The following is a 22,971-nucleotide window of genomic DNA, read 5'->3' on the forward strand; positions in this document are numbered from 1 at the left end:
TGGCCTGGGCGGACTGGGTGACGCGGGCGGCGTGAGTGGTGCCCTCGGCACGGCCGGCATGAGCGGCGCGGAGGCTGCGGGCCGGGTGAAGCGCCACCCTGAGCGTGCGACCCGTCACAGGCTCCATGCCGATGCCGGAGCCGGCCACCCGGCATGGCACCCTTAGACCTGCACAAGAGTCAGGTAGACACGGACACGGGTTCGAGGAGCGGTCACAGTGCAGCGCTGGCGTGGCTTGGAGGACATCCCCCAGGACTGGGGGCGCAGCGTCGTCACCATCGGTTCCTACGACGGCGTCCACCGTGGTCACCAGCTGATCATCAAGCACGCCGTCGACCGCGCCCGCGAGCTGGGCGTGCCGGCCGTGGTCGTCACCTTCGACCCGCACCCCAGCGAGGTCGTCCGTCCCGGCAGCCACCCGCCCCTGCTCGCCCCGCACCACCGCCGCGCCGAACTCATGGCCGAGCTGGGCGTCGACGCCGTCCTGATCCTCCCCTTCACCACCGAGTTCTCGAAGCTGTCGCCCGCCGACTTCGTCGTGAAGGTCCTGGTGGACAAGCTGCACGCCAAGGCGGTCGTGGAGGGCCCGAACTTCCGCTTCGGCCACAAGGCGGCGGGCAACGTCGAGTTCCTCACCGAGCAGGGCAAGATCTACGACTTCGAGGTCGAGGTCGTCGACCTGTACGTCACCGGCGAGGCCGGCGGCGGCGAGGCGTTCTCCTCGACCCTGACCCGCCGCCTGGTCGCCGAGGGCGACGTCCAAGGGGCCAGGGAGATCCTGGGCCGCCCGCACCGGGTGGAGGGCATCGTCGTCCGTGGTGCCCAGCGCGGCCGCGAACTGGGCTTCCCGACGGCCAACGTCGAGACGCTCCCGCACACCGCGATCCCCGCCGACGGTGTGTACGCCGGCTATCTGCACGTCGACGGCGAGGCCATGCCGGCCGCGATTTCCGTCGGCACGAACCCGCAGTTCGACGGCACCGAGCGCACGGTCGAGGCGTACGCGATCGACCGCGTCGGCCTGGACCTCTACGGCCTGCACGTCGCCGTCGACTTCCTCGCGTACGTGCGCGGCCAGGCGAAGTTCGAGTCGCTGGAGGCATTGCTGGAGCAGATGGCGGCGGACGTGAAGCGGTGCCGGGAGATCGTGGCGGCGGACGCGTAGCCCCCCCCCCCCGAGGGCCGCCGCGGGTTGCACGAGTCGCGCAGGTTGCAGGAGTTACGCGGGTTCCAGGAGTTACACCAGTTCCACGACGCGAAGGGGCGGCCGGTGCGGTGAGCACCGGCCGCCCTTCGTCGTACCGCTCGTTCGCGGTCTGCAGCGGTCTGCAGCGGTCTGCGCGGTCCGCAGCGGTCCGCTGCCGGCTGCGGCCGCCTCGGCCAGCCGTCGCAGATGTTTGCGACCGCCCCGGCATGCCGAACTGCTGCCGACTGCCGACTGCCGACTGCCGACTGCCGGCTGCCGCCTACTGCTGCGGCGGTGCCTGAGGCGGCTGCTGTCCCTCCTGCGGGTGCTGGGCCTGCGGCGGCTCCTGCTGCTGCGGATGACCGGGCTGCGGCGGATACGGCTGGTGCGCCTGCTGGGGAGGGTAGGCCTGCTGCGCCTGCTGCGCCTGCTGCGGCGGGTACGGCTGCCCGGGAGCGGCCTGCGGGTAGGGCTGCTGTCCCTGCTGGGGCGGGTACGGCTGCTGCCCCTGCGGGTACGCCTGCTGGCCCTGCGGATGGGGCTGCGCAGCCTGCGGTGCCTGCGGGTAGGGCTGGCCACCGGCGTACGGCTGGCCCATCGGCGGCTGGCCAGGCATGGGCTGGCCAGGCATCGGCTGACCCGGCATGGGCTGGCCGGGCATCGGCTGACCCGGCATGGGCTGGCCGGGCACGGACTGGCCGGGCATCGGCGGCGCGGCCACCGGCGGCGGGTTGCCGTCGCTGGTCCACAGCCCGTGTGCCTGCTGGTGCCGTACGAAGTCCTCGGCGATCATGGCGGCGAGGTTGAAGTACGCCTCGCGCGTCCGGGGCCGCATCATGTCGAGATCGACCTCCGCACCGGCGGCCAGATGCTCGTCGAAGGGCACGACCACCACTCCGCGGGTCCGCGTCTCGAAGTGGGAGACGATGTCCTCGACCTTGATCATCTTGCCGGTCTCCCGGACACCCGAGATCACCGTGAGCGATCGCGAGACCAGGTCCGCGTATCCGTGCGCGGACAGCCAGTCCAGGGTCGTACTGGCGCTGCTCGCGCCGTCCACCGAAGGCGTCGAGATGATGATGAGCTGGTCGGCGAGGTCGAGCACGCCGCGCATCGCGCTGTAGAGCAGACCCGTGCCCGAGTCGGTCAGGATGATCGGGTACTGCCGGCCGAGCACGTCGATCGCGCGCCGGTAGTCCTCGTCGTTGAACGTCGTGGAGACGGCCGGGTCCACGTCGTTGGCGATGATCTCCAGACCCGAGGGCGCCTGGGAGGTGAACCGGCGGATGTCCATGTACGAGTTCAGGTACGGGATCGCCTGGACCAGGTCGCGGATGGTCGCCCCGGTCTCGCGGCGCACCCGGCGGCCGAGCGTACCGGCGTCGGGGTTGGCGTCGATGGCGAGGATCTTGTCCTGCCGCTCGGTGGCCAGGGTGGAGCCGAGCGCGGTGGTCGTGGTCGTCTTGCCGACGCCGCCCTTGAGGCTGATGACCGCTATCCGGTAGCACGACAGCACCGGCGTGCGGATCAGCTCCAGCTTGCGCTGCCGCTCGGCCTCCTCCTTCCTGCCGCCCAGCTTGAACCGCGACGCCGCCGCCGTGGGCCGGCCGCTCCTCGCCTTCTGCCGCCGGTTGTTCAGCAGCCGGTCCGCGGACAGTTCGACGGCGGCGGTGTAACCCAGCGGCGCGGCACCGGGGTTGGTCGGCTGCCGCTGGTCATGCTGGATGGGCTGCGGCCACGCCGCACCGGAGCGGGGGTCGACCGGGGCCTGGGGGGCCGTCTGCGACGCGTCGGACATGGCGGCGGGACCGCCGTCCGGGGCCTGCGGAGGCGGGGGGAACCCGTATCCACCGGGCTGCGGCTGCGGGTTGGGGCCTCCCTGGTGCGGGAATCCGTAACCGCCCGACTGGGCCGGTGGGTTGGGCATTCCGGGCTGAGGGAAGCCGTAACCGCCTGACGGTGCGGGACCGTTCGGGTTCGGCAGGGGAGCCGGGGCCTGGGCAGGAACCTGTGCCTGGGCCGGGATCTGCGCCGGGGCTGGGTGGACGCCGAAACCGTCGGGCTGGGCGGGTGAGTTGGGTGCGCCGGGCTGAGGGAAGCCGTAGCCGCCGGGCGGCGTCGGGCCGTTGGGCGCCGGCTGCTGACCGGCTGCCGGCGCGGTGGGCTGCTGCGGCTGGTTCCACGCGGCGGGCGCGGGCTGCGGTGCCTGCGGCTGGAACGGTGGCTGCGGACCGGGCCCACCGGCACCGCCGGCCGGACCCGGCCCGGCTGGCCGCGGCTGGTCGCCGGGCAGCGGTCCGGGCTGCTGCGGGGCCGGAGGGGTGGGCTGCCCGGTCTGGGCGGGCCACTGCGCCGCGGGCGCCGGGGCGGCGGGCTGGTACGAGGGCGGCAGCGGGGGCAGCCCGTTCTGCGGGGCCCAGCCGGGCTGGGTGCCCTGCGGGGCCGGGGGAACGGGCGGCGGGGCGCCGGGGCCGGTCTGGACGGCACCGGCTCCCGGGGCACCGTGCCCAGGAGTTCCGGGGTGCGCCACGGCAGGCGGGGGGAAGCCGTAGCCGCCCGGCTGGGGGGCGCCCGTCTGCGGGGTACCGGGTTCCGTCGTTCCCGCGTGGGCCGTGACGGGCTGCGCTGCGGAGGGGTGCGGGAAGCCGTAGCCGCCCGGCTGGGCGGCGCCCGTCTGCGGGGTGCCCGCCTGCTCGGCGTCCGCGTGGTGCGCGGCTGCCGCAGGCGCGGTGTCGTCCGAGGCACCGTCGGTCGGAGTGCCGCCGGCCGGAGTGCCGTCACCCGGGGTGCTGTCCGTCGACGGGCGCTGCTGAGGCACACTGCCCGGGGCCACGGCGTTCCCGGAGCCCCCGTTCGCCGCCGCGGTGTCCGAGGACTGCGGGGCGTCGGTCGGCGCGGCGCCGGTGGAGCCGTCCGGCCCGCCCGGACGCACGGCCTCGGCGGCTCCCGCCTCGGCGGCGGATGTCTCCGGGATTCCTGCCCCGGCTGCGGACGTCTCCGGTACCCCTGCCTCGGACGCGGACGTCTCGGGGACCCCCGCCTCCGCCGCGACCGGCTCCACGGCACCCGGTGCGGCCGATCCCTCGGCCGCGTCACTCGGGCCGTCCCCGACCCGCTCCTCGTCCCCGTCGGAGGCGGAGCCCCCCGAGACGGCGGCCTCCGTCACCACGTCGTCCTGCGCGGCGGCGTCGTCCCCCAACCCCCCGGTGACGACACCAGCGTCGGTGCCCCCGGCACCGGAGGCGCTCCCGGCGGCCGAGGAACCGGCGCCGGCGGGGTCCTCCGCACCGGGGACGTCCGAGGTGCCGGAGCCGGTCGTGGAACCCGAGGTGTCCGAGGAACCGGCGGAGCCTGTCGTACCGGAGACGGCTCCGGTCTCTTCCCGGCCCACCGAACTGGAATCCTCCGCCGGGTCGCCCGTCGAGCCCCCGCCCGCGAACTCCTCCGGCGTCCCCGGAGGTGATGTGCGCTCGGCGATCTCGGCCATCTGGCGCTTCAGGGCGACGGCGGAGAACCGCATGGTCGCCCCGCTCTCCAGATCGCCGTTGTCCGTCTCCGGCCCCGCCGCGGCCGAGACGGCCGGTGCCTCCTGCGGGCCCGGCTGAGGCTGCTGCGGCTCGAAGCCCTCGGGCAGCCGCGGCACCGGGGCGGGATCGCCGACCGGTGGCGCGGGCGGCGCGTACGGCGCCCCCTGCGGTGGAGTGGACGGGGAGCCCTGCACGGGCCCGGGCGGCGCGTAGGCGGTCCCCTGCGGCGGGGTGAACGGAGCACCCTGCGGCGGGGTGAACGGAGCACCCTGCGACGGGGTGAACGGAGCACCCTGCGACGCGCTGAACGGAGTGTCCTGCGACGCGCTGAAGGGAGTGCCCTGCGGCGGCGTGCCCAGCGGCTGCGCGGTCGGCGGCTTCGGGCCCGGGACCGGTGGGGCGGCAGGGAACGACGGCACCCCGGAGGCGGCCGGAGCACCCGGGTCGCCGACGGCACCGGAGCCGCCCGGCCCGCCGAAACCGCTCATGCCTCCGGAACCCGCGGGAGTGCCGGAGCCCCCCGCGGTACCGGACGCGTTCTGCGTGTACCAGGCAGGCGGGGCGTAGTCGATGGTGAACTCACCGGTGGTCTCGACGGCCTCCGCGTCGGGCTGGTCATCGCCGGGTGTGTCCCAGCCCCCGCGCATCCCGTCCCGATCGCTGCTCACAGTTCCTCCTGGTGTGGTCGAGCACCCTCATGCGGTGCCGGGGCGACCATGTCGTGTCGTACCGAGTCGTCCGTAGTCGTTCGGGGCGGTCCGACGCACCGGACCCTCTTCCCCCGGGACACCGACGCCCGGTCCTTCCACGTTCCCGCCATCGCGCCCGCTCCCAGCCTAATCACCACGAGGCACACCGTGGCAGGGCCGTCCGCTTCCGCGCACTCGCCCAGCTGGTCACCAAACGGCCGGAGCTCCCGGCCACCCCCGTACCACCCCCCATGACAGCCTGAACAAAAGGGGCGGACGAGGGCAGTTCAGTCCATCCGGCGGGGTGTACCCAACAATCCGATCTCGGCGTCGGTGGGTTGCGTCAGCACGTACTGCCGGTCACGGTCGGTGCACCACAGGGTGACACCGTCGGGTAGCGCCGGCAGCGACTCCACCTCGGTCCGCGACAGCCCCATCGTGCGCCCCAGTTCCGCCGCCTCGTCCGGCGAGACCCGCTGGATGCCGGTGAGCCGGGCCTGTCTGAGCAGTCGGGGCGCGACGGGGCTGAGATACGGCAGCAGGGTCAGCACCGACTGCCAGGGCCCGGACACCACCCGGCCGCGCGGGGGCCGCATACCGCAGTCCCGCACCACGAGCACCGGCGTACCGGCAGAGGCGCCCTGCGGCGGGACCCGCCCGACGTCGTACACGGACAGTCCGTTCTGCCCGCCGCCCATGGCATGCACCATCTGCATCCACGACTGCGGCCGGCCGGTCTCCACGGCGACCCGGGCACCGGTGGCCGCGGCGCGCAGCGCCAGCACCTGCGCGGTCCACAGACCGCCGATCAGGACGACGTCGTACGGCGTGGGCCGGTTGATGCCCAGTACGGCCGGCTGGCCCTCGGCGTCCACGCCGGCCACCACGCCGTCGTCACCGATGGGCAGCGCGAGCGCGTCCAGTTGCTGCACGGACACTCCGTGCCGGCCGTGCCGGGGCCCGACCAGTCCGAGCCCGTGCCGCAGCCGCTCGACCGCCCGCCGCGGCACGGACGCCTCCCGCGCCCCCTGCACCGGCGTGCCCGCCGCCGGGGCGGTCGTCGGAATCGTCGTCATCGCGCACCTCCGAGGGGCAGAGTGGCCAGCATGCCGGGCAGCTGCTCGCGGTCGAGCCGGGCCAGACCGGCCCCGGCCTGCCGGGCCGCACCCTCCAACGCGCGGCGCGCCGCCACGAGTTCGTCGTCGCTGCGTCCGGTCACCCGCAGGTGCCCGCACAGCGACACCTCCTGCCGCTCCCCGCGCGCGAGCGTCAGGCTGAAGGTCGTCGCCAGGGCGGGTACCGCCGTGACCCCGGCCACGAACTGCGGCAGGGACCCGGCCCGGCCGGCGCCCAGCTGGGGCCAGCGCCGCACCCAGTACGTCGTGTGCCGCCGGTTGTCACAGCGCCAGCTGCGGCCCGACTCCTCCGTGCGCCGCTCCCGGGTCTCACTGCGTCCGGCCTCGGCGGTGACCAGTGGATTGGCGCAGGCCGAGGTGGCGAGCGCGGCGACCAGTTCCTCCTCGTCCAGCACCCGCGCCCGGAACCCGGCGCCGGTCAGCCGGCTCGCCAGATGGTCCGCGGCCCTGACGACGCACTTCTGCGCCCCCGTCAGCCCGCCGCCGCGCGCGGCCACGGCCTCCGCGCACAGCTCGGGATCGAGCTTGAGCGCGATCCAGGTGATACGGACCGCCGGGGCACCGGTCTGCTCCTGGAGCGGAAGGTAGTTGGCGACGGCCACGGACTGCTGGGGCAGGTGCAGCGCGGGTGCGGGCTGCGTGTGCAGCACGATCTGGGCGGACTCCAGGCGGATCCCGTCCACCTCCAGCGCGTCCCGCACCAGGCCCAGCGGCAGCGGCTGGCGGCTCCGCTCGGCCCGCAGCGCGGTCGCGTCGGCCTCCACCTGGAGCACGGCCGTGACGAAGGTGCCGTCCCCGACGATGCCGACCGGCCGCCGGTCACGCGCGCCGTACGAGTACGTGCGCAGGGCCGGCTCGCACTCCACCGCCGGCACCAGTCCGGGCTCCGTGCCCGGCGGTATCGAGGTGTTCTCGGCCCGCTTCTGCCGGGCCCGCATCTCCCGCGCGGTGGCAAGCCACTCCGGCAGGGACCGCCCGCGCCGCCGTGCGAAGGCCAGCAGGACCAGCAGCAGTGCGACCACCGCGGCCGGCACCAGGGCCGCCATGCCGAGGGCCCAGCCGACGAGCAGTACGGCCGCCGCCAGCTCCACCAGCATGAGCCGTTGCAAACGGAACGACCCGGGCCGGCCCGGCCGTTGCCTGAGGCCGAGGGCGACCTGCTGCCGCTCGCCGCCGTGCCCGGCGGACCTTCCCCGCGGCGGCGTCCCGGACCCGGTGGCGCCGCCTCGTGCCGCCGTCCGGCCGCGCGTACGCGTCCGCGTTCCGGAAGCCATCACTCCATCCCCCCGATTTGCTCACAACTCACTGGAACCAGGCCACCGAACAAGGCCCTTGAGGGCCCAGGTACCCTACCCGCTCCACGAGACCGGCTCCGTACCAGGCATAGTAGGGGCCGGGTCCGACAACGGAGGGCGGGGGAGCGTGGTCCCCGGGCGCGCTCCGCGTGAGACACGGGGAGAAACAGGCACAGATGGCATCTCGGCGGGACCAACTCAACGCCTACACCTTCGCGAAGCGCCGCATGCTCGCGTCGTTCGTGCAGTCGTCACCGGATGGCTCCGACGAGGGGGCGCCCCGGCCGCTGCGCGCGATCGTCCCCAGCGCCATCCTCGGTGTGGTCGTCCTGGCGGCCTTCGGAGCCTGGGGCATGTTCAAGCCGACGGCCCCGCAGGACTGGGACAAGCCGGGGCAGAAGGTGATCATCGCCAGCAAGTCCACCACCCGGTACGTCGTGCTGGAGACGAAGCACAAGGTCCAGCTCCACCCGGTCCTGAACATGGCATCGGCCAAGCTCGTCCTCGACACCCAGAGCGGCGTGGACGTCGTCACCGTCGACGAGTCGATCCTCGACAACGGCAAGATCCCGCACGGCGTCACCATCGGCATCCCCTACGCCCCCGACCGGCTGCCCTCCGACAAGGAGGCCGGCGCGGCCAAGGAGTGGGCCGTGTGCGAACGCCCCAGCGGCAGCGGCAGCTCCATCCAGAAGGCCGCCTTCGTCCTCGCCGAGCGGGACCAGGACAGGCTCACGGGGCCCAAGGAGAAGCTGCACGGCGGCGAACTCCTCTACGTCGCCACCCCGGACAAGAAGCGGTACGTCGTCGACGCCCACGGCTGGGCCTACCCGGTGGCCGCCGGCAACAGTCTGCTCCTCCAGACCCTCGTGGGCGCCGACCGCACCCCGCAGCAGGTGACCAAGGAGTGGATCGCGACCCTGCACGAGGGCGACGCGATCACCTTCCCGCCGATCACCGGTGTCCCCGCCACCGCCGCCCACGCCCCCGGCCAGCTGGACGAGAAGGCCAACCGTGTCGGCATGGTGCTCCGGGCGCCGGTCAACGGCCAGGAGCAGCACTTCGTCGTACTGCCCGGCCGGGTCGCCCCCGTCTCCGACTTCGTCGCCGAGCTCCTCCTCACCAGCGAGAACCTCGTGAGGCTCGGCCAGGCCGGACACGCACTGGAGGTCAGCGCGGGCGCCATCACCCGGGGCGAGCCCTTCGCCGCCGAGCACAAGTGGCCCACCGAGAAGCCCAAGGCGGTCAACAGCCCCTCCACGGCCGGCGGCAGCCGCAACACCATCTGCAACGTCCTGAACCACGTCGACCCCGACAACGGCGAGACCACCCTGAGCACCTGGGCCGGCACCGACTTCCCGGCAGTCCTGCCCACCGGCTCCTCCAGCGCGTACGTCACCGCCGGCTCCGGCCAGCTCTACCGGCAGTTCCAGGGCACCAAGACCACCGTCGGCGGGGTGTTCCTGGTGACCGACACCGGCTTGCGCTACGCCCTCCAGTCCAACGACGACAGCGCGGGCGACGACAAGGGCGTCGGCATGTCGGACCCGAAGCGCAAGCAACTCCAGCAGGAGGCCAAGCTGGCACAGACCCGCCTCGGTTACGCCGACGTCAGCCCCGCGCCGATCCCCGCCCCCTGGTCGGAGTTCCTGCCGACCGGCCCCCGCCTGTCGACCGCGGCGGCCCGCCAGCCGCAGGGTTCCTGAGGGGTACGACGATGCTCCCGAGGCCTACACCGATGACGCCCCCGCTCCGCCGCCGCACCACCCTGACGCCCCTGACCTGTCGCCGCACCACCCTGACCGTGGCCGCGGCCGTGTCCGCCACCCTTCTGGCGGCCCCGGCGGCCACGGCGGACACCGCTTCCGATCAGTGCACGTTCTCGAAGACGAACCACAAGTACTCCAGCACCCCCTGGGCGTTGCAGCGCGTCAACCTCGACGAGCTGTGGAGCGAGTCGAAGGGCAAGGGCGTCAGGGTCGCCGTCATCGACACCGGCGTCGACACGGCCAACCCGCAGCTCACCGGCGCCGTGAACGCGTCCCTGGGCGCCAACTTCCTGCCGCGGAAGGACACGAAGGGGCAGCCCATCGAGGACCGCGGCAACGACAAGGGCACGACGGACACGGTCGGACACGGCACGCGCGTAGCGGGCATCATCGCGGCCCGCCCCATGGAGGGCACGGGCTTCGTCGGCCTCGCCCCCGAGGCCACGATCATCCCGATCAAGCAGAACGACGCGGAGGGCCACGGCACGGCCGCCACCCTCGTCACGGCCATCCGGCACGCGATCAAGGAGAAGGCCGACGTCATCAACATCTCCCAGGACACGACCGGCGCTGCCCCGGACGAGGGCCTGCACAGGGCGGTCGACGAGGCACTCGGCGCGGGCGTCGTCGTCGTCGCCTCGGCGGGCAACAACGGCCTGAACGGCAAGAACCAGGACACCTACCCGGCGTCCTACCCCGGTGTCCTCGCCGTGGCCGCCTCCGACCGCAACAACGAACGCGCGCCCTTCTCCCAGCCCGGCGACTTCGTCGGCGTCGCGGCCCCCGGCGTCGACATGATCTCCACGGTCCCGAAGGGCGGCCACTGCTCGGACAACGGCACGAGCTTCTCCGCCCCCTACGTGGCCGGCGTCGCCGCGCTGATCAAGGCCAAGCACAAGGACTGGACGCCGCGCGAGATCGTGGCCCAGATCGAACAGACCGCCGAACGCGCCATCCCCGGCAATGACCGCCTGGTCGGCTGGGGAGTGGTGGACCCGGTCCGCGCCCTCACGGAGGACGATCACCCGATCGAGTCCCCCCGCCCCGACTCGGGCCTCACCCACGCGGAGGCCCCCACGCCCGCCGAACTCACCCTCGGCGAGACCCCGCAGGAACGCACCGCCCGCATCGCGACGTACGTCTCCGTGGGCGTCGCGGTCCTGGTGGCGGCCCTGGGCGGGGGAGCGGTGGCCCTGCGCGACGCTCGGAGGAGACGACGGGCCGTGGAGGGCCGGGCGTGAAGTCCACGCCGGACTCCTCCGCGGGCCTCACGGCCCGGGCCCCGAGACGACGACTTCCGAGGCGGGCGTCCGGAGGCCGACCGGTGCTCAGGACGCCCTGCAAGGACGCGTGAGAGTTTGGCGGAGGTACCCCTGCCCGCCCGGCCGACCCGCGACGGTGGCCCCGGACCGGCGGACGGACGCGGTCCGGCGAGCGTCGCTCCGGGCACGGCAGTCGCCCCGACGAGGGCGCGCACAGCCGGCGCCTTCACGTCGTGTGAGGTCCGCGCAGCAACCCGAGCGCTGTTGTCCGCCGAGACGGACCCGGGGCATTCGCCCGGGCGCCGGCAGCCGCCGTCCACACGCTCATCGCGTGGTGCCGGGCACCGCGAGCGCCGGGACGGCTGCCACGGCTCGCCGGGCAGTGGTCACGGCGTCACTTCGGAGGGTGCATCGCACTTCGCGTTCTGGTGCGCGTAGAGCGCGGCATTCCGGACGAGCGAGATCAGTCCCTTCCGCAGCTGATCGTCGTCGGCGCCGCCCGGCTGCTTGAGCTGTGCGACGACGCTCAGATGCGGGCCGGACGCACGAGCGGCACAGGGGAGGTAGACGGCGGCGACCCTGTCCGAGGCGATCGCCCTGTCGCCGGCGGAGAAGGGCCTCACCGAGGAGGCCGGCCGATGGTTCTCCACCACGTCCTTCACCCAGGCGTCCGGCTTGTCGTACTGCGCCATCTCGGCCGTGACCACCACCAGCGGCTTCCCGTCGCCGTTGACGAAACAGGAAGCGGAGTAGCTCGAGTCCCTGTCGTCCCGACGAGGGTCGGTCACGGCGTCCTGGAAGGCGTAGGAGGACCTGTCGGGCAGGACACGCTGCAGTGCGGCGGCACTGCTGGACGGGGAACCGAGCGTCCTGCACACCTCCGCCGCCTTGATCTCGCCCTTCTTGTCCTTGAAGGGCGGCAGGCCCAGCGCGTAGAGGGCACCGGCGGCAAGGCAGAGCAGCAGCGCCGCTCCTCCCGCGAGCAGGGACTTGGTACGAGTGGATGCCAACGTCTCAGTCTTCCGTGTCGAGTTGCCGGGGGATTCCCTCGCCGTCGAGGTACTGGTGGACCAGGCGACCAGAGGTGTTGAACCCGTCCTGGGCAGAGGTGGCCACCGACGCCTCGATCATCGGATAGCGGTGGCCGGTGTTCTGCCCCGCCTTCTGGGCGGCCAGCTCCACCATCTTGTAGGTCGAGTCGGAGGTGTCCTGGAAGCTCTCGCCATTGCGGTAGATGATCTCTCCGGAGCTGTCGCGCATGGCTCCTTCGGTAATCTTGCCGATGACTTCTTCGGCCGCGGTACCGGCCACGTCACCGATGATGGCACCGCCGGGACCGGTGATCGGCTCCGTGGCCATGCCGATGCCGATGCCGATGGCCGTGCCGCCCCAGGTTCCCGCGCTCTCGATCGCGGCGTTGTACTCGGCGTCCTTCGCTCCTCCGTCGAGCTCGCCCTGGTAGGCGCGGCCGGCCCCGATGAGGCCCTCGATCTCGCCCGCTGTGCGTGCGATGTGGTCGGCGCCTTGCTTCAGGTTGTCGGCCTGGGAGAACGAGGCATCTTCGACGTATGCGGTCGGGTGCGCGAAGTGATGCTGCATGAGCTGCGTCGTGTAGCTGTGCTGACCGAGGTTGACCGCGGCGTAGCCTTCGGGGTTCTGGCCGACGGCGTACAGGAACCGGCTGATGTCCCGCTCGTCGAGATCGGCCGCCGTACCCGCCAGGGGGAACAGGGTCTTCTCGCTGGCGTCGCCCGCGTGCAGGCCCCGGTGGATGTCGGGCATGTACTCCGCGGCGATCTGGCCCATGCTGTCCGACATGTAGCCGTGACCGGTCAGCCGGTCCGGCTTCTCCGACACCGAATGGAAGATGTCCTCCACCAGCTTCGCCTGACCCGCGTCGTGCGGCGGGGTGTCCGCCGTGGGCAACTCACCGGCCGGATGTCCCGTCGTGGCCGCCTCCAGGGCCAGTGCCAGATTGTTCTGGCCCGTGAACAGATCCTCCCCGTGGGCGTCCGTCTCCTTGGGCCAGTCCCGCTCCTCGAACAGGTACTGGAAGTTCGACAGCGACACCTTGCCCTTCTTGCCGTTGCCGTCCGTGTCCCGTTCGAAGGGGTCGTCCGGGTCGTCCTTGGAGACGTACTGCTCGTTGAAGAAGTCGGTGGCCGCATCGGGGCTGTTGGACAGACCCTTCAGATAGCCGGTGAGCGGATCGTTGCCGCTGTCGTCGCCGATCCGGTTCAGCCACGAACTCGCGCCCGAGAACCGCCACATCAGGTTCTCGTGCTCACCGTTGCCGGTGAGCTTCCGCTCGGTGGCCATGAGCTTGGTTCCGTAGTCCTTCAGGAACTGGTCGTCATAGTCACCGGACCGCATGAGGTTGCTCATGACCTGGAAGCCCATGGGGCCGCCCCGGTCGCCGTAGACCGGCTTGTCGCCGAGGTCGATCATCGTGCGCTTCCACTCGGCCATGGCCGTGGAATCGCTCTGTGTGGCGTGGGCCAGCGTCAGCCCCAGGTTCCGCTGCAGGTCGTCGAACTGGTCGAGGCGCTTCTGTCCCAGCTCGTAGTTGCCCCGGTGCGGATCGCTGATCCCGGTCCAGAACTCCAAGGTCTTCTGGGGCCCGAGTGTGGAGGCGAAGCGCTCGGCGAACAGCGGGTCGTTCGCGTACTTCTTCAGCCCGGCGTTGAGCAGGTCGAAGTCCTTCACGGACAGGTCGCCCGGATTCTTCCTGGCGAGCTTCGCCAGTTCGTCGGCCTCCTTGATGGCGTCCGCCGCCGCGTCCCGGCTCGCATAGCTGGCGTCGGAGAAGCCCATCTCGGCCTGGTCGACCAGCGCCATGAGGACGGTCCTGGCCGAGTTGTCGCTCTCGGTGGCCTTGCTGAGTATGCCCTGGATCTCGTCGCGGAGGTCGTCGACGTCCTTCTGGTCCGTCGCGCTCTTGTTGCCGCTCGGGTCCGAGGCCCAGTCGGGCCGCGTGTTGCCCATGACCGAGAACTTCCCGTCGCCGTCGTCGACGACGGTCAGGTTCTTCTTCTGCCCGCGTGAGACGGCGTCCTTGAGCTGCTGGTGGAACGACTTCAACTCGCCCTGGGTGTCGACCAGGATGTTGTGGATCGTGGTGGCCTGTGTGTGGGCGTCGCCGAACTCGCCGGCGGTCTTGCCGATGAACTTTCGGGACACCTGCGCGTTCACCCCGACCCAGTCGGCCTTGAGCGCAGCCTTGTGCAGGTCGTCCTCGGCTTCCTTCTTCAGGTCCGCCAGGTGCTTCACGAGCGTTGACCAGTCGGTGACGGCGTCGTCGAACAGCTTGAAGTTGGCGTGGTACAGAGCGTTGAAGTCCATGGGGCCCGTCGTCCTCGGGGTAGCGGTGTCGGCTGACGCGAGGGGAGGTGTCGTCGTTTCCTCCCGGTGCCCCTACTCCTTCTTCTTGCCCTTGTCCTTCTCCCCGTAGATGGAGTTCTCCCTGCCCGGCGCCCCGACCCTCTCGTCGAACCCGTCGTCCAGCGCGTCGATGCTGCTCATCTGCCTCTGGATGTAATGGTCGTCGTTCGCGTGCACGGCCTTCGTGGTCTGCATGTGGTTCGAGATCTGGGCGCAGGCGTCCATCAGGGACTTCAACTGCTCCTCCCAGCGGTTCGATACGTGCTGGAGGCCGGCGCCGAGCGCGAAGCCCTGCTTGGAGAGGTCGCCGGCCGCGGAGTCGCTGCTGGGGGTTGCCACGCGGGCCTTGTCCCAGAGCTGGTTGTAGAGGTGGTGCGCCGCGCCGCCGATCTTCTCCAGATCCTTGTGACCCACCTTGAGGTCACCGGTCTTGCTCGGCAGCACGTAGGGGCCGTAGGTGCCACCACCCGGGTCGACATGATTGAGCTGCATGTGCGTCGACTGCCCCTGGACAGCGTCCGCCTTGAGCTGCTCCCATTCGTCCCATGCCATGAAAGGCCCCTTCCCCCGTGGTGAGTCCGTTGCCGGGCCAAACTAGCAACCAATGCCGGGAAAAATTTGCGCCATGTCTGCTATGTGTGATCTGTCGGGCGTGAAAATTCGGCGGAGGCGGGTTTGCCGGCCGGCCAGGCCCTCTCCGGTTAAGGGCTGGCGCGGGTCCGAACTGCTCGGCGACGACGGATCGACTGACCAGAGGGTGAGATTTTGTGGTTGCAAAGCTCCTCCCCGGAGCGCCCGCGGCGTCGCGTCCACCGCGCGCATGTGAAACTTCTGCGCAGATGCCGGGTCTGTTCTGTCACTATTGACCACCTTGTCGATCTTTGCTGGCCATAACCCGGTCGCTTGGGGACGGCATTGCAACTGAACCGTCGCAGAGTTCAGTTGGCCGCGATTTACACAGTGACTACAGTGGTAGGCGATGGATCCGGGGGTGGGTCGCCCGCTGCCCCGGTCTGTTGAGAGTTGTACAAACGGGGAAACGGGGAAGGGGTAGCGGTGGGTGACGGTGGCCGCTCAGATCTGAAGCGCGGCGTCGAGGTGCTGTCCAAGTTCAAGGACGACATCAACAAGGCTCTGCACAAGTTCGAGGAATCGCCGGGCAGTTCGTCCAAGATCGCCGATCACGCGCTCACTCGCGACTCGTTCAGTGGTGCTCAAGTCCCGTTCGGTGAAGCGCAGGACCTGCACTTGCAGTACGAGCACGTCCACACACGCCTCATGCACCTGTCCAAGACCCTTGCCCTGCAGATCGAGGCGATGACGCTCGCCGCGCACTCGGCCGATGTCACGTACGACGGCTCCGAGGACGAGGTGAGGAGCCGGTTCTGGAAGATCAAGACCCAGCTCGACGACGAGTACGCCAAGGCGAAGCACAAGGACGAGCACAAGGTCAAGCAACCGCCCAAGGAGACCAGGCATCACTCGGACCACTCGGACACGGGGGTGAGCACCAAGTGAGCGACAACTGGCAGAAGCAGCCCCAGTACAAGACCGGTCTCGAGCAGGCGAACGTGGAGTCCGTCGTGGCCAACACGGTCGGCGGCGTGAAGAACCTGTTCAGGGGCACACCACTCGGCTCGACCCAGTTCGACGACGCCGACCTCAACGCCATGATCGACCTGGTCGAGCACTCCAACCCCGAGCATCTGGAACTGGCCGGCAAGGCACTGTGGGACGCCCGTGATGCCGTCAGCAGGGCCGCGTCGGATCTGACGAAGAACATCCGCGCGGTCCTGGCCGACTGGGAGGGCGACGGCGCCGAACAGTTCCATACATGGACCGACTCGCTCCTCAATTACGCCAAGGATCTCGAGACTTACGCGCACGTCGCCGGCACCCAGATCTCCACTGCCGCCACGGGCCTGGCCTCCGTGCGCAAGTCCATGCCGCCCAGGGACACCCGTCCGGCCGGTGAGCAGAAGAGGCCCACCGAGCTGCCCCATGCCAAGCAGGTCGAGAGCAACCCGGACTTCGTCCTCGCCAAGCAGGTCGAGAAGAACCGCCAGGACGCCATCAACCAAATGGTCCGGCTGGGGTCGTTCTATTCGGTGGCCGCCACGGGGTTGCACACGAACCCGGAGCCGAAGCCGATCCAGGCGATCCCGGATGTCGGGGTGGCCAAGCCGTCGTCGATTGACGAAGCTCGGCGACGGTACGACTCGGGGACGTCGACGCCGCGGGCAACCGTTCGAGAGAGAGTGGCGAGTAGTCACGGCACCACGCAGTCTCCCCACGGAACAACAGTAGGGACAGGCGGCGAGGGGGCCCCTCCCCTGAAGCAAGTTCACGAGCCCAGCGGGCATCCAGGCCACGATGTCGGCACGGAAATCAACACGGTGAGCACGCTGCCCCCTGCTCCTACCGCACCGTCCGGGCCCCCCGCGCCCACGCTTCCGACCTCCGGTGGCGGAGGCCATCCGCTGCCTCCCGGACCGATGACGCCTCCGATCGCGCCGACCGTCGGACGCACGACGGGATATGGTCCGACGAGTCGGCTCCCGATTTCGGCGCAAGGGCGGACCGGACCTTCCGGCACCGCGCGCGGACGAGTGCCGCAGGAGCCCGAGGGGCAGTCGGGTCGTACCGTCACCGGTGGCCGCGGTCCGCAAGGGCCCACGGGGCAGGCTGCTCGTGCCATGGGGCGTACGACTCCGGCCGGTCAGTCGGCTGTACGTGGGGCCAATCAGCAGACCGGACGTTCCCCTGTGGGCCGCGGCATCACCGGCGGGACACCGAGGACCTCCAACGTGCCCGGCGGGCGTGCCGGGACCACCGGCCCCACCGGTGCGGCCCGTAACGGAGTGATGGGCGGTAAGCCCGTCACGGGCCGTTCCCCGGGAGCGACGCCCACCTCTCGTGTCCCGCGCGGTATGGTCGTCGGCGCCGAGGAGCCCGTCTCCTCGACGCAGCCGAAGGGGGCTCTCGGGGCGCGAGGAGTTGTCGGCGCGCCCACGGCCAAGACGGAACCCGGCACAAGCCAGTCGGTACTCCGTTCGGCGGGCAACCCCGAGGGCGCGATCGGTTCGCCGCGGAATGCCGCCGGTTCGAAGTCCGGAGACACCGCGAGCGGCGCCCGCGAGGCGGCCCTCGGCCGAGGCGCGGTCGGGAACCGCCAGAACGCAAACGGTGAGACGGACGGCGCCGGAGCACCTGCTGAGAAGCGACAGCAACGTCCGCAACAGAAGCAGCGGCGTGATGTCCCGGACAATCGCGACTGAACACAAGCGAGGACGTACACAGGCATGAAGCCAGGGACCGGCCGGTGCGGCGGAACTACTGCCCTTCTGACGAGGCGCAGTGTCAGACGTCTGGCAGCAGTGTGTTCGGCGCTGGGCACATTGGCCGTCGCGTCGGTTGGGCTGGCCCCGGGAGCAGCGGCGCAGGACATCCAGTCGAAGCAGTGGTACCTCAACGCCATGGGCGCCGACGAGATATGGAAGTACAGCACCGGCAAGGGGGTGAAGGTCGCCGTTATCGACTCGGGTGTGAATTCGGCTACCTCAACTCTCAAGGGCCAGGTGCTGGCCGATCAAGTGCCGAAATCGGTCGCCTACAAGGCAACTGAGGACAATGACGGTCACGGTACGGGCATGGCTGAAGTCATTGCCGGCACGGGAGCGGGCGGAGGCGTCAAAGGGCTGGCGCCGGGAGTGAAGATCATCCCCATCCACATCCAGTACATCAAGGGAAAGTATGACGGTAAGTTGGCCACGAGTGCGGAAGCGATCAGGGCCGCTGCCGACAGTGATGCCAAGATCATCAACATGTCATTCGCCAGCCCGTACTATGACGCCGCGGAGAAAGACGCCGTCAAGTATGCCGCTGCCAAGGGCAAGTTGATGTTCGCGGGAGTCGGTAATGACGGCCCGAAGGGGAAGGCGTCATATCCGGCCACTTACCCTTACGTCGTCGGCGTCTCCGCCATAGACAAGTCCGGGTCGGTGGCCAAGTTCTCCACGAAGAGCGACTACGTGGACTTCGCAGCCCCAGGCGTGCACATCCCCGGCTGGTGTGACGGCAAGTTCAACGAGTACTGCGACACGGACGGAACCAGCCCCGCCACCGCCCTCGCCTCCGCCTCCGCGGCCCTCGTCTGGTCGGTTCACCCCGACTGGACGGCCAACCAGGTCCTGCGAACCCTCATCGACACGGCGGGGCGGTCCTGGGGGAAGGACGAGCCCAGCACGTACCTCGGCTACGGCGTCATCCGCCCGCGCCGAGTGCTGATCAACAAGAACATCAACCCTGGCCCGGCGCACAAGGATCCTCTGTACGCGGAGAACGGGACGGACGCTGACGAAGACGTCATGGCCACTCCGAGTCTGTCGGTCGCGCCCTCTTCCGGGGCCTCGGGCAGGGACGCCGACTCCTCCAGCGGCTCCACCGCCACCGCGAAGGACTCCGGCTCCGGTGGCAGCACGCAGACCTGGGTGATCATCGGCGCCGCAGCAGCCGTACTAGTCATCGGAGGCGCAGGTTTCGCCGTGCTGCGAGCACGCCGTAATGCCTGAGTGCGCTCCCGAATACCTGCTCCTCGCCGAGTGAGCAGAAGCCCGCTTGCCTTCAGTGCTGACGTCAGAAATCAGCGCGGGGCAAGGTCAGTTCACAACGAAAGGCATCGCAATGGCGACAGGGCGTCAGAAGGTAAGTAACAGTCACATCATCGTCGTCGAAAAGGAGCTCGCGCACCGTTTCGAGGACATCAAGGGCCAGCTCAAGGAACTGCAGAGCCTCATCGACAGCCTCGAGGGCCACTGGAAGGGCATCGGCGCCGGCGCGTTCAACGCCAAGCAGACCGAGATCAACGAGCGCATGGTGAAGATCGGCAACATCCTCGCCAAGTTCATCGAGGGCATGAGCGCCACGCGGAAGATCAAGGACGGCACCGAAGACGAGGTCCGCTCGCAGGTGCAGGGCATCGACGTGAACTACGGCGGCTCGACCTCCGCGCTGTCCAGCCTCTGATCCCGCCCGCCCACCACTTCTCGACAACGGAGTAATCATGAGCGCCAACAACATCGGCGACCTCGAAGTCTCGTACCACAACCTCGACCACACCGCGACGCAGCTGGCCAACCACGCCAAGCGGCTCGAGGAGAGCCTCGAGGCCATCAAGCAGAAGGTCGCCGGCGTCGCGAGCATGTGGGAGGGCGACGCCTACCACACGTACACCGAGCAGCAGGCCGCGTGGGACCGGGAGGCCCAGGGCATCCACGAGGCCCTGATGGCGATCGGCCGCGTCGTGCACGCCGCCGGCGGTGACTACCAGGGCGGCGACAAGAAGGCCGCCAGCTACTTCATGTAAGGCTCGAACCAGAGCCGAACGTGCAGGACGCAGTACCGGGGTGGGCACGCACGGGAGGTGCCCACCCCCCCTGCCATGTCCGGAACCGGTATACGAGACAGACGTGGAGAACAGCGGAGACAGGCAACGGGACAGGGGATCGTGTACACCACGGGTGGCGCCACGGACGTGGTGGGCGCAGGAGGTCAGGACAGCGCCGGACGATCCCGGCACGTCGGCCCGTACGTCCTCATCACCCCTCTGGACGACCCCCGCGCCAAAACCCCCGTCCCCGAGCGCCGCTACATCGCCCGCAGCGCCGACGGCCTGCACACCGTGCTGCTCTCCCTCCCTCTGCCCGGAGCCGACACTCAGCGCTTCCTGACCGAAGCCGAGACCTCCCGCTATCTCCTCGGCCCCTGCGCGGCCCCCGCCACGGCCCTCGCCGGTCCCGGCGAGCCGGCCTGGTACGCCTGCCCGTACACGCCCGTCGTGCCGCTGCCGACCGCTCTCGCCGTTCACGGCGGCCCGCTGCCCGAGCGGACCGTACGCGCCATGGGCGTGGCCCTCGCCGAGACCCTGGCCGTCCTCCACGGGCAGGGGTTGACCTTCGCCGGTGTCTCACCGTCGGCCGTCCTCCTCACCTGCGACGGCCCTCGCCTCTCCTGCTTCGGCGCCGTGCGCGCGGCGGCCCCGGACGGTATACGCCGCTCAGGGCTGCCGGGGCTGGAAGCGGGCAGTCTGCCCCCGGAGCAGGCATCCGGAGGGCGCCCGCGTCCACTCGGGGACGTGTACGCACTCGGCGCGACGCTCGCCTATGCGGCCAGCGGATACACGACGCCCGAACGGGACGAACTACCCCCGCCCTTCCGCTCGGTCGTCTCCCGGTGCCTCTCCCGCGACCCGAGCACCCGCCCCCAGCCGGCCGAGTTGATCGACTGCCTCTCCGGTGGCGTACCGACCGACACCGAGGCGCAGAACCCCTCCACCCCGCTCCGCAGCCCCGGCTGGCTCCCCGGCCGCGTGGTCGCCGCCCTCGCCCACCAGTCGGCGGCCGTCCTCATGGCGGACATCCCCGTCGAGGCCGGGCCGACTTCGCCCACAGACCCCATATCCCACTCGGACTGACGACGGCCGCATGCCCTCCCCTCTCACACACGACGACCCCGAAGCCCTCGGCCCGTACCGCCCCATCGCCCGCCTCGGCAGCGGCGGCATGGGCACCGTCTACCTCGCCCGTACGGCAGGCGGCCGTACCGTCGCGCTGAAGACGATGCACGCCCGCATCGCCACCGACCCGGCCTTCCGCACCCGGTTCCGACTGGAGACCGACGCGGCCCGGGTCGTGGGGGAGCGGTTCGGCGCCGGGGTCGTGGACGCGGACCCGCGCGCGCAGACGCCCTGGTTCGCCACCGAGTACGTGCTCGGGCCGCCGTTGGACGAGGCCGTGGAGCTGTGTGGTCCGCTGCCCGAGACGTCGGTACGGGCACTCGGGGCGGCGCTGTGCGGAGCACTGGGCCAGTTGCACGCGTCCGATGTCGTGCACCGCGACCTCAAGCCCTCCAACATCCTCATCACCGCGTACGGTCCGAAGGTCATCGACTTCGGTATCGCGCGTGCGGCCGGCGACGACCGTCTCACCCGGGTAGGGGTCGCGGTCGGTACGCCCGCCTTCATGTCGCCGGAGCAGGCGAGCGGGCAGGACCACACGGCCGCCGGCGACGTTTTCGCGCTCGCCGGTCTGCTCGTCTTCGCCGCCACCGGACGCCCCCCGTTCGGTCACGGCCAGGCGGCGGATCTGCTGTACCGCGTGCAGTACGCCGAGCCCGACCTGAGCGGTGTGCCCGGCGGCCTGGTACCGGTACTCGCGCAATGCCTGGACAAGAATCCCTTCCGGCGGCCGACGACCAGGTGGTTGGCCTCACAACTTCATGACGGCAACGGGGAGTTCGCCGACCATTTGCCTGACGGCCTCTTGGCCGACATCGGAAGACGAGCTTCCGAGGTCTGGCGGATCACCCCGCAGCGGCTGCCGGCCCCGATCGACGAGCCCGAGATCGAGTCGACGGCGGTGCGGGCGCGATGGTCCCGTCGACGGTTGCTGTTCACCGGTGGGGGCGCGGCCGTGACCGTCGCGGCCGGGACGGCGGGAGCGCTGACGTGGGGCGGGTGGCCCGGCGACCAGAAGGCACAGCCGGCACCGGGGCCCAGCAACAGCCTGCTTCCCGAGAAGCAGTTGGACTCCCTCTGGCAGATCCAGGTCGCCGATCCGGACAACCCTTATTTCACGGACGACATGGGCTCGCTTCCGTCGCAACTGCACGTCCTCGACGACCTTGTGGCCCTGATGGTGGGGATGAACCTGAACGGTGTCGTCGCCGGCACCGGAAAGATCGACTGGCAGTCGGACGACACGAAGTGGACCTGGCAGACCACGTCCGACGCGGAGCGCATCCTCCTGGTGACGTCGGGGGACGACCATTCCTCGGGGCTTGACACCTCAAAGGCGAAGCCACTGGCCCTGGCCTGGATCGATCCCCTCACCGGCACGGCCGGGGAACCCTTCGCTCAGTTCACCGACCTCGATTACCTTCCGCTGAACCAGGCACTGTGCATTGCGGACGGGGTGGCCTACGCGGTCGCGGGGCGGGGCAAGTATTCCCTCAGCTTCCTCGCCTCCCAGTCCTGGTACGTGATCGCGGTCGACGTCAGCACGGGCAGGCTGCTGTGGACGGCACCGTTGTCTCCGCGGCGCCAGGACCCCCCGAAGCTGTATGTCCTCGCCGCCGAAGTCGTGGGCAACCGTCTCGTGGCGCTGCAGGAAGCCACCGACGGCACTGTGCACGCAGTCGTACGCGACACCCGCACGGGCACCGTCCTGTGGGATCGCAAGCTGGACGGTGCCGACGCCGGCAGTCTCCGGCAGCCCCTGGTCACCGACGCGCAGCACCTTTACCTGGGCGTCGGCCGGCTCAAGGCTCTACGTCTCAGCGACGGCAGCGTGACCTGGGACTCCGGCTCCGAGCGGCCGGGTCGTACCTACAGCCTCCCCGTGCTCGCGAACGGCACCGTGTACGCCGTCGAGAAGGACCTCGGGATCGTCGCGTTCGATGCAGCGAGCGGGCACGCCAAGTGGCAGGAGAGGGCAGGGGAGGCCACGAAGGCGGACGTGAGGACCGCGCCGGTGGTCGGCTCCGGCTACGTGTACAGCAAGCGAGGTGCACGGCTATGGGCCACGGGTCTCTCCTCCCACGCCCCGGCCCACTCCTACCGGACCACCGGTGAGCAATTCGTGATCCATGAGAAGGCAGGGGAGATCATCGCGCTCGGTGGCAACTTCCTCGCGGCCTTCCCCATGCGATGAGCAGACCGGTGCAGAGAA

16 protein-coding genes are annotated in these 22,971 nt (G+C 70.5%); 10 read left to right on the forward strand and 6 right to left on the reverse strand.

Annotated features, from left to right (window positions below):
• The first annotated feature begins 217 nt into the window (after positions 1-217).
• Positions 218-1,165 carry a bifunctional riboflavin kinase/FAD synthetase gene (locus ABVB68_RS14370; RefSeq protein WP_353601362.1) on the forward strand — a complete coding sequence of 316 codons (948 nt, stop codon included), beginning with the start codon at positions 218-220 and terminating at the stop codon, positions 1,163-1,165.
• A 301-nt stretch (positions 1,166-1,466) separates the two neighbouring features.
• Here ABVB68_RS14370 and ABVB68_RS14375 read toward each other — a convergent pair whose 3' ends face one another.
• The 3 genes from ABVB68_RS14375 to eccE form a co-directional block, all read right to left on the reverse strand.
• Positions 1,467-5,381 carry an SCO5717 family growth-regulating ATPase gene (locus ABVB68_RS14375; protein ID WP_503006110.1) on the reverse strand — a complete coding sequence of 1,305 codons (3,915 nt, stop codon included), beginning with the start codon at positions 5,379-5,381 and terminating at the stop codon, positions 1,467-1,469.
• 308 nt (positions 5,382-5,689) lie between these two features.
• Positions 5,690-6,478 (reverse strand): hypothetical protein, encoded by a 789-nt coding sequence (locus ABVB68_RS14380; protein ID WP_353601363.1) that lies wholly within the window; start codon positions 6,476-6,478, stop codon positions 5,690-5,692.
• Positions 6,475-7,812: a type VII secretion protein EccE gene (gene eccE / locus ABVB68_RS14385; RefSeq protein ID WP_353601364.1), complete on the reverse strand. Its 1,338-nt coding sequence runs from the start codon at positions 7,810-7,812 to the stop codon at positions 6,475-6,477. The genes ABVB68_RS14380 and eccE overlap by 4 nt, the downstream gene beginning before the upstream one ends.
• A 197-nt stretch (positions 7,813-8,009) precedes the next feature.
• On the opposite strand from eccE, the gene eccB reads away from it, so the two are divergent.
• Complete coding sequence (gene eccB, locus ABVB68_RS14390) at positions 8,010-9,539, forward strand: type VII secretion protein EccB (protein WP_353601365.1); 1,530 nt, start codon at positions 8,010-8,012, stop codon at positions 9,537-9,539.
• A gap of 32 nt (positions 9,540-9,571) precedes the next feature.
• A complete protein-coding gene (gene mycP / locus ABVB68_RS14395) occupies positions 9,572-10,843 on the forward strand; it encodes a type VII secretion-associated serine protease mycosin (RefSeq protein WP_353601366.1) in 1,272 nt (423 codons plus the stop codon).
• Positions 10,844-11,250: 407 nt separating this feature from the next.
• Here mycP and ABVB68_RS14400 read toward each other — a convergent pair whose 3' ends face one another.
• The 3 genes from ABVB68_RS14400 to ABVB68_RS14410 form a co-directional block, all read right to left on the reverse strand.
• Complete coding sequence (locus ABVB68_RS14400; protein WP_353601367.1) at positions 11,251-11,874, reverse strand: hypothetical protein; 624 nt, start codon at positions 11,872-11,874, stop codon at positions 11,251-11,253.
• Between the two features lie 4 nt (positions 11,875-11,878).
• A complete protein-coding gene (locus ABVB68_RS14405; RefSeq protein ID WP_353601368.1) occupies positions 11,879-14,206 on the reverse strand; it encodes a hypothetical protein in 2,328 nt (775 codons plus the stop codon).
• A 72-nt stretch (positions 14,207-14,278) separates the two neighbouring features.
• On the reverse strand, positions 14,279-14,797 hold the full coding sequence (locus tag ABVB68_RS14410; protein ID WP_353601369.1) for a hypothetical protein: 519 nt from the start codon (positions 14,795-14,797) through the stop codon (positions 14,279-14,281).
• A gap of 504 nt (positions 14,798-15,301) precedes the next feature.
• Between ABVB68_RS14410 and ABVB68_RS14415 the strand changes: the two genes are divergently transcribed.
• The 7 genes from ABVB68_RS14415 (at position 15,302) to ABVB68_RS14445 (ending at position 22,953) form a co-directional block, all read left to right on the forward strand.
• On the forward strand, positions 15,302-15,763 hold the full coding sequence (locus ABVB68_RS14415) for a DUF2563 family protein (RefSeq protein WP_353601370.1): 462 nt from the start codon (positions 15,302-15,304) through the stop codon (positions 15,761-15,763).
• Positions 15,760-17,523 (forward strand): hypothetical protein, encoded by a 1,764-nt coding sequence (locus tag ABVB68_RS14420; RefSeq protein ID WP_353601371.1) that lies wholly within the window; start codon positions 15,760-15,762, stop codon positions 17,521-17,523. Before ABVB68_RS14415 ends, ABVB68_RS14420 begins: the two co-directional genes overlap by 4 nt.
• A 198-nt stretch (positions 17,524-17,721) precedes the next feature.
• Positions 17,722-18,816, forward strand: a complete 1,095-nt coding sequence (locus ABVB68_RS14425) for a S8 family serine peptidase (protein WP_353601372.1) — start codon at positions 17,722-17,724, stop codon at positions 18,814-18,816.
• Between the two features lie 112 nt (positions 18,817-18,928).
• A complete protein-coding gene (locus tag ABVB68_RS14430; RefSeq protein WP_353601373.1) occupies positions 18,929-19,270 on the forward strand; it encodes a WXG100 family type VII secretion target in 342 nt (113 codons plus the stop codon).
• 37 nt (positions 19,271-19,307) lie between these two features.
• The gene (locus ABVB68_RS14435) at positions 19,308-19,610 is read left to right on the forward strand and encodes a WXG100 family type VII secretion target (RefSeq protein ID WP_353601374.1); all 303 of its coding nucleotides are present in this window, start codon (positions 19,308-19,310) and stop codon (positions 19,608-19,610) included.
• A 141-nt stretch (positions 19,611-19,751) separates the two neighbouring features.
• Positions 19,752-20,717, forward strand: coding sequence for a serine/threonine-protein kinase (locus tag ABVB68_RS14440; RefSeq protein WP_353601375.1), 966 nt, complete (start codon positions 19,752-19,754; stop codon positions 20,715-20,717).
• A 10-nt stretch (positions 20,718-20,727) separates the two neighbouring features.
• Complete coding sequence (locus ABVB68_RS14445; protein ID WP_353601376.1) at positions 20,728-22,953, forward strand: serine/threonine-protein kinase; 2,226 nt, start codon at positions 20,728-20,730, stop codon at positions 22,951-22,953.
• Positions 22,954-22,971: the final 18 nt, after the last annotated feature.

The organism is Streptomyces sp. NPDC096012 (assembly GCF_040426375.1).
Lineage (GTDB): Bacteria > Actinomycetota > Actinomycetes > Streptomycetales > Streptomycetaceae > Streptomyces.

What these genes read in the sequence shown, in the direction of transcription:
- ABVB68_RS14380 (WP_353601363.1), bottom strand. Translation starts at nt 6,478, where the DNA reads ATGACGACGATTCCGACGACCGCCCCGGCGGCGGGCACGCCGGTGCAG.
- ABVB68_RS14435 (WP_353601374.1), top strand. Translation starts at nt 19,308, where the DNA reads ATGAGCGCCAACAACATCGGCGACCTCGAAGTCTCGTACCACAACCTC.
- mycP (WP_353601366.1), top strand. Translation starts at nt 9,572, where the DNA reads ATGACGCCCCCGCTCCGCCGCCGCACCACCCTGACGCCCCTGACCTGT.
- ABVB68_RS14410 (WP_353601369.1), bottom strand. Translation starts at nt 14,797, where the DNA reads ATGGCATGGGACGAATGGGAGCAGCTCAAGGCGGACGCTGTCCAGGGG.
- eccE (WP_353601364.1), bottom strand. Translation starts at nt 7,812, where the DNA reads ATGGCTTCCGGAACGCGGACGCGTACGCGCGGCCGGACGGCGGCACGA.
- ABVB68_RS14430 (WP_353601373.1), top strand. Translation starts at nt 18,929, where the DNA reads ATGGCGACAGGGCGTCAGAAGGTAAGTAACAGTCACATCATCGTCGTC.
- ABVB68_RS14445 (WP_353601376.1), top strand. Translation starts at nt 20,728, where the DNA reads ATGCCCTCCCCTCTCACACACGACGACCCCGAAGCCCTCGGCCCGTAC.
- eccB (WP_353601365.1), top strand. Translation starts at nt 8,010, where the DNA reads ATGGCATCTCGGCGGGACCAACTCAACGCCTACACCTTCGCGAAGCGC.
- ABVB68_RS14405 (WP_353601368.1), bottom strand. Translation starts at nt 14,206, where the DNA reads ATGGACTTCAACGCTCTGTACCACGCCAACTTCAAGCTGTTCGACGAC.
- ABVB68_RS14425 (WP_353601372.1), top strand. Translation starts at nt 17,722, where the DNA reads ATGGGCGCCGACGAGATATGGAAGTACAGCACCGGCAAGGGGGTGAAG.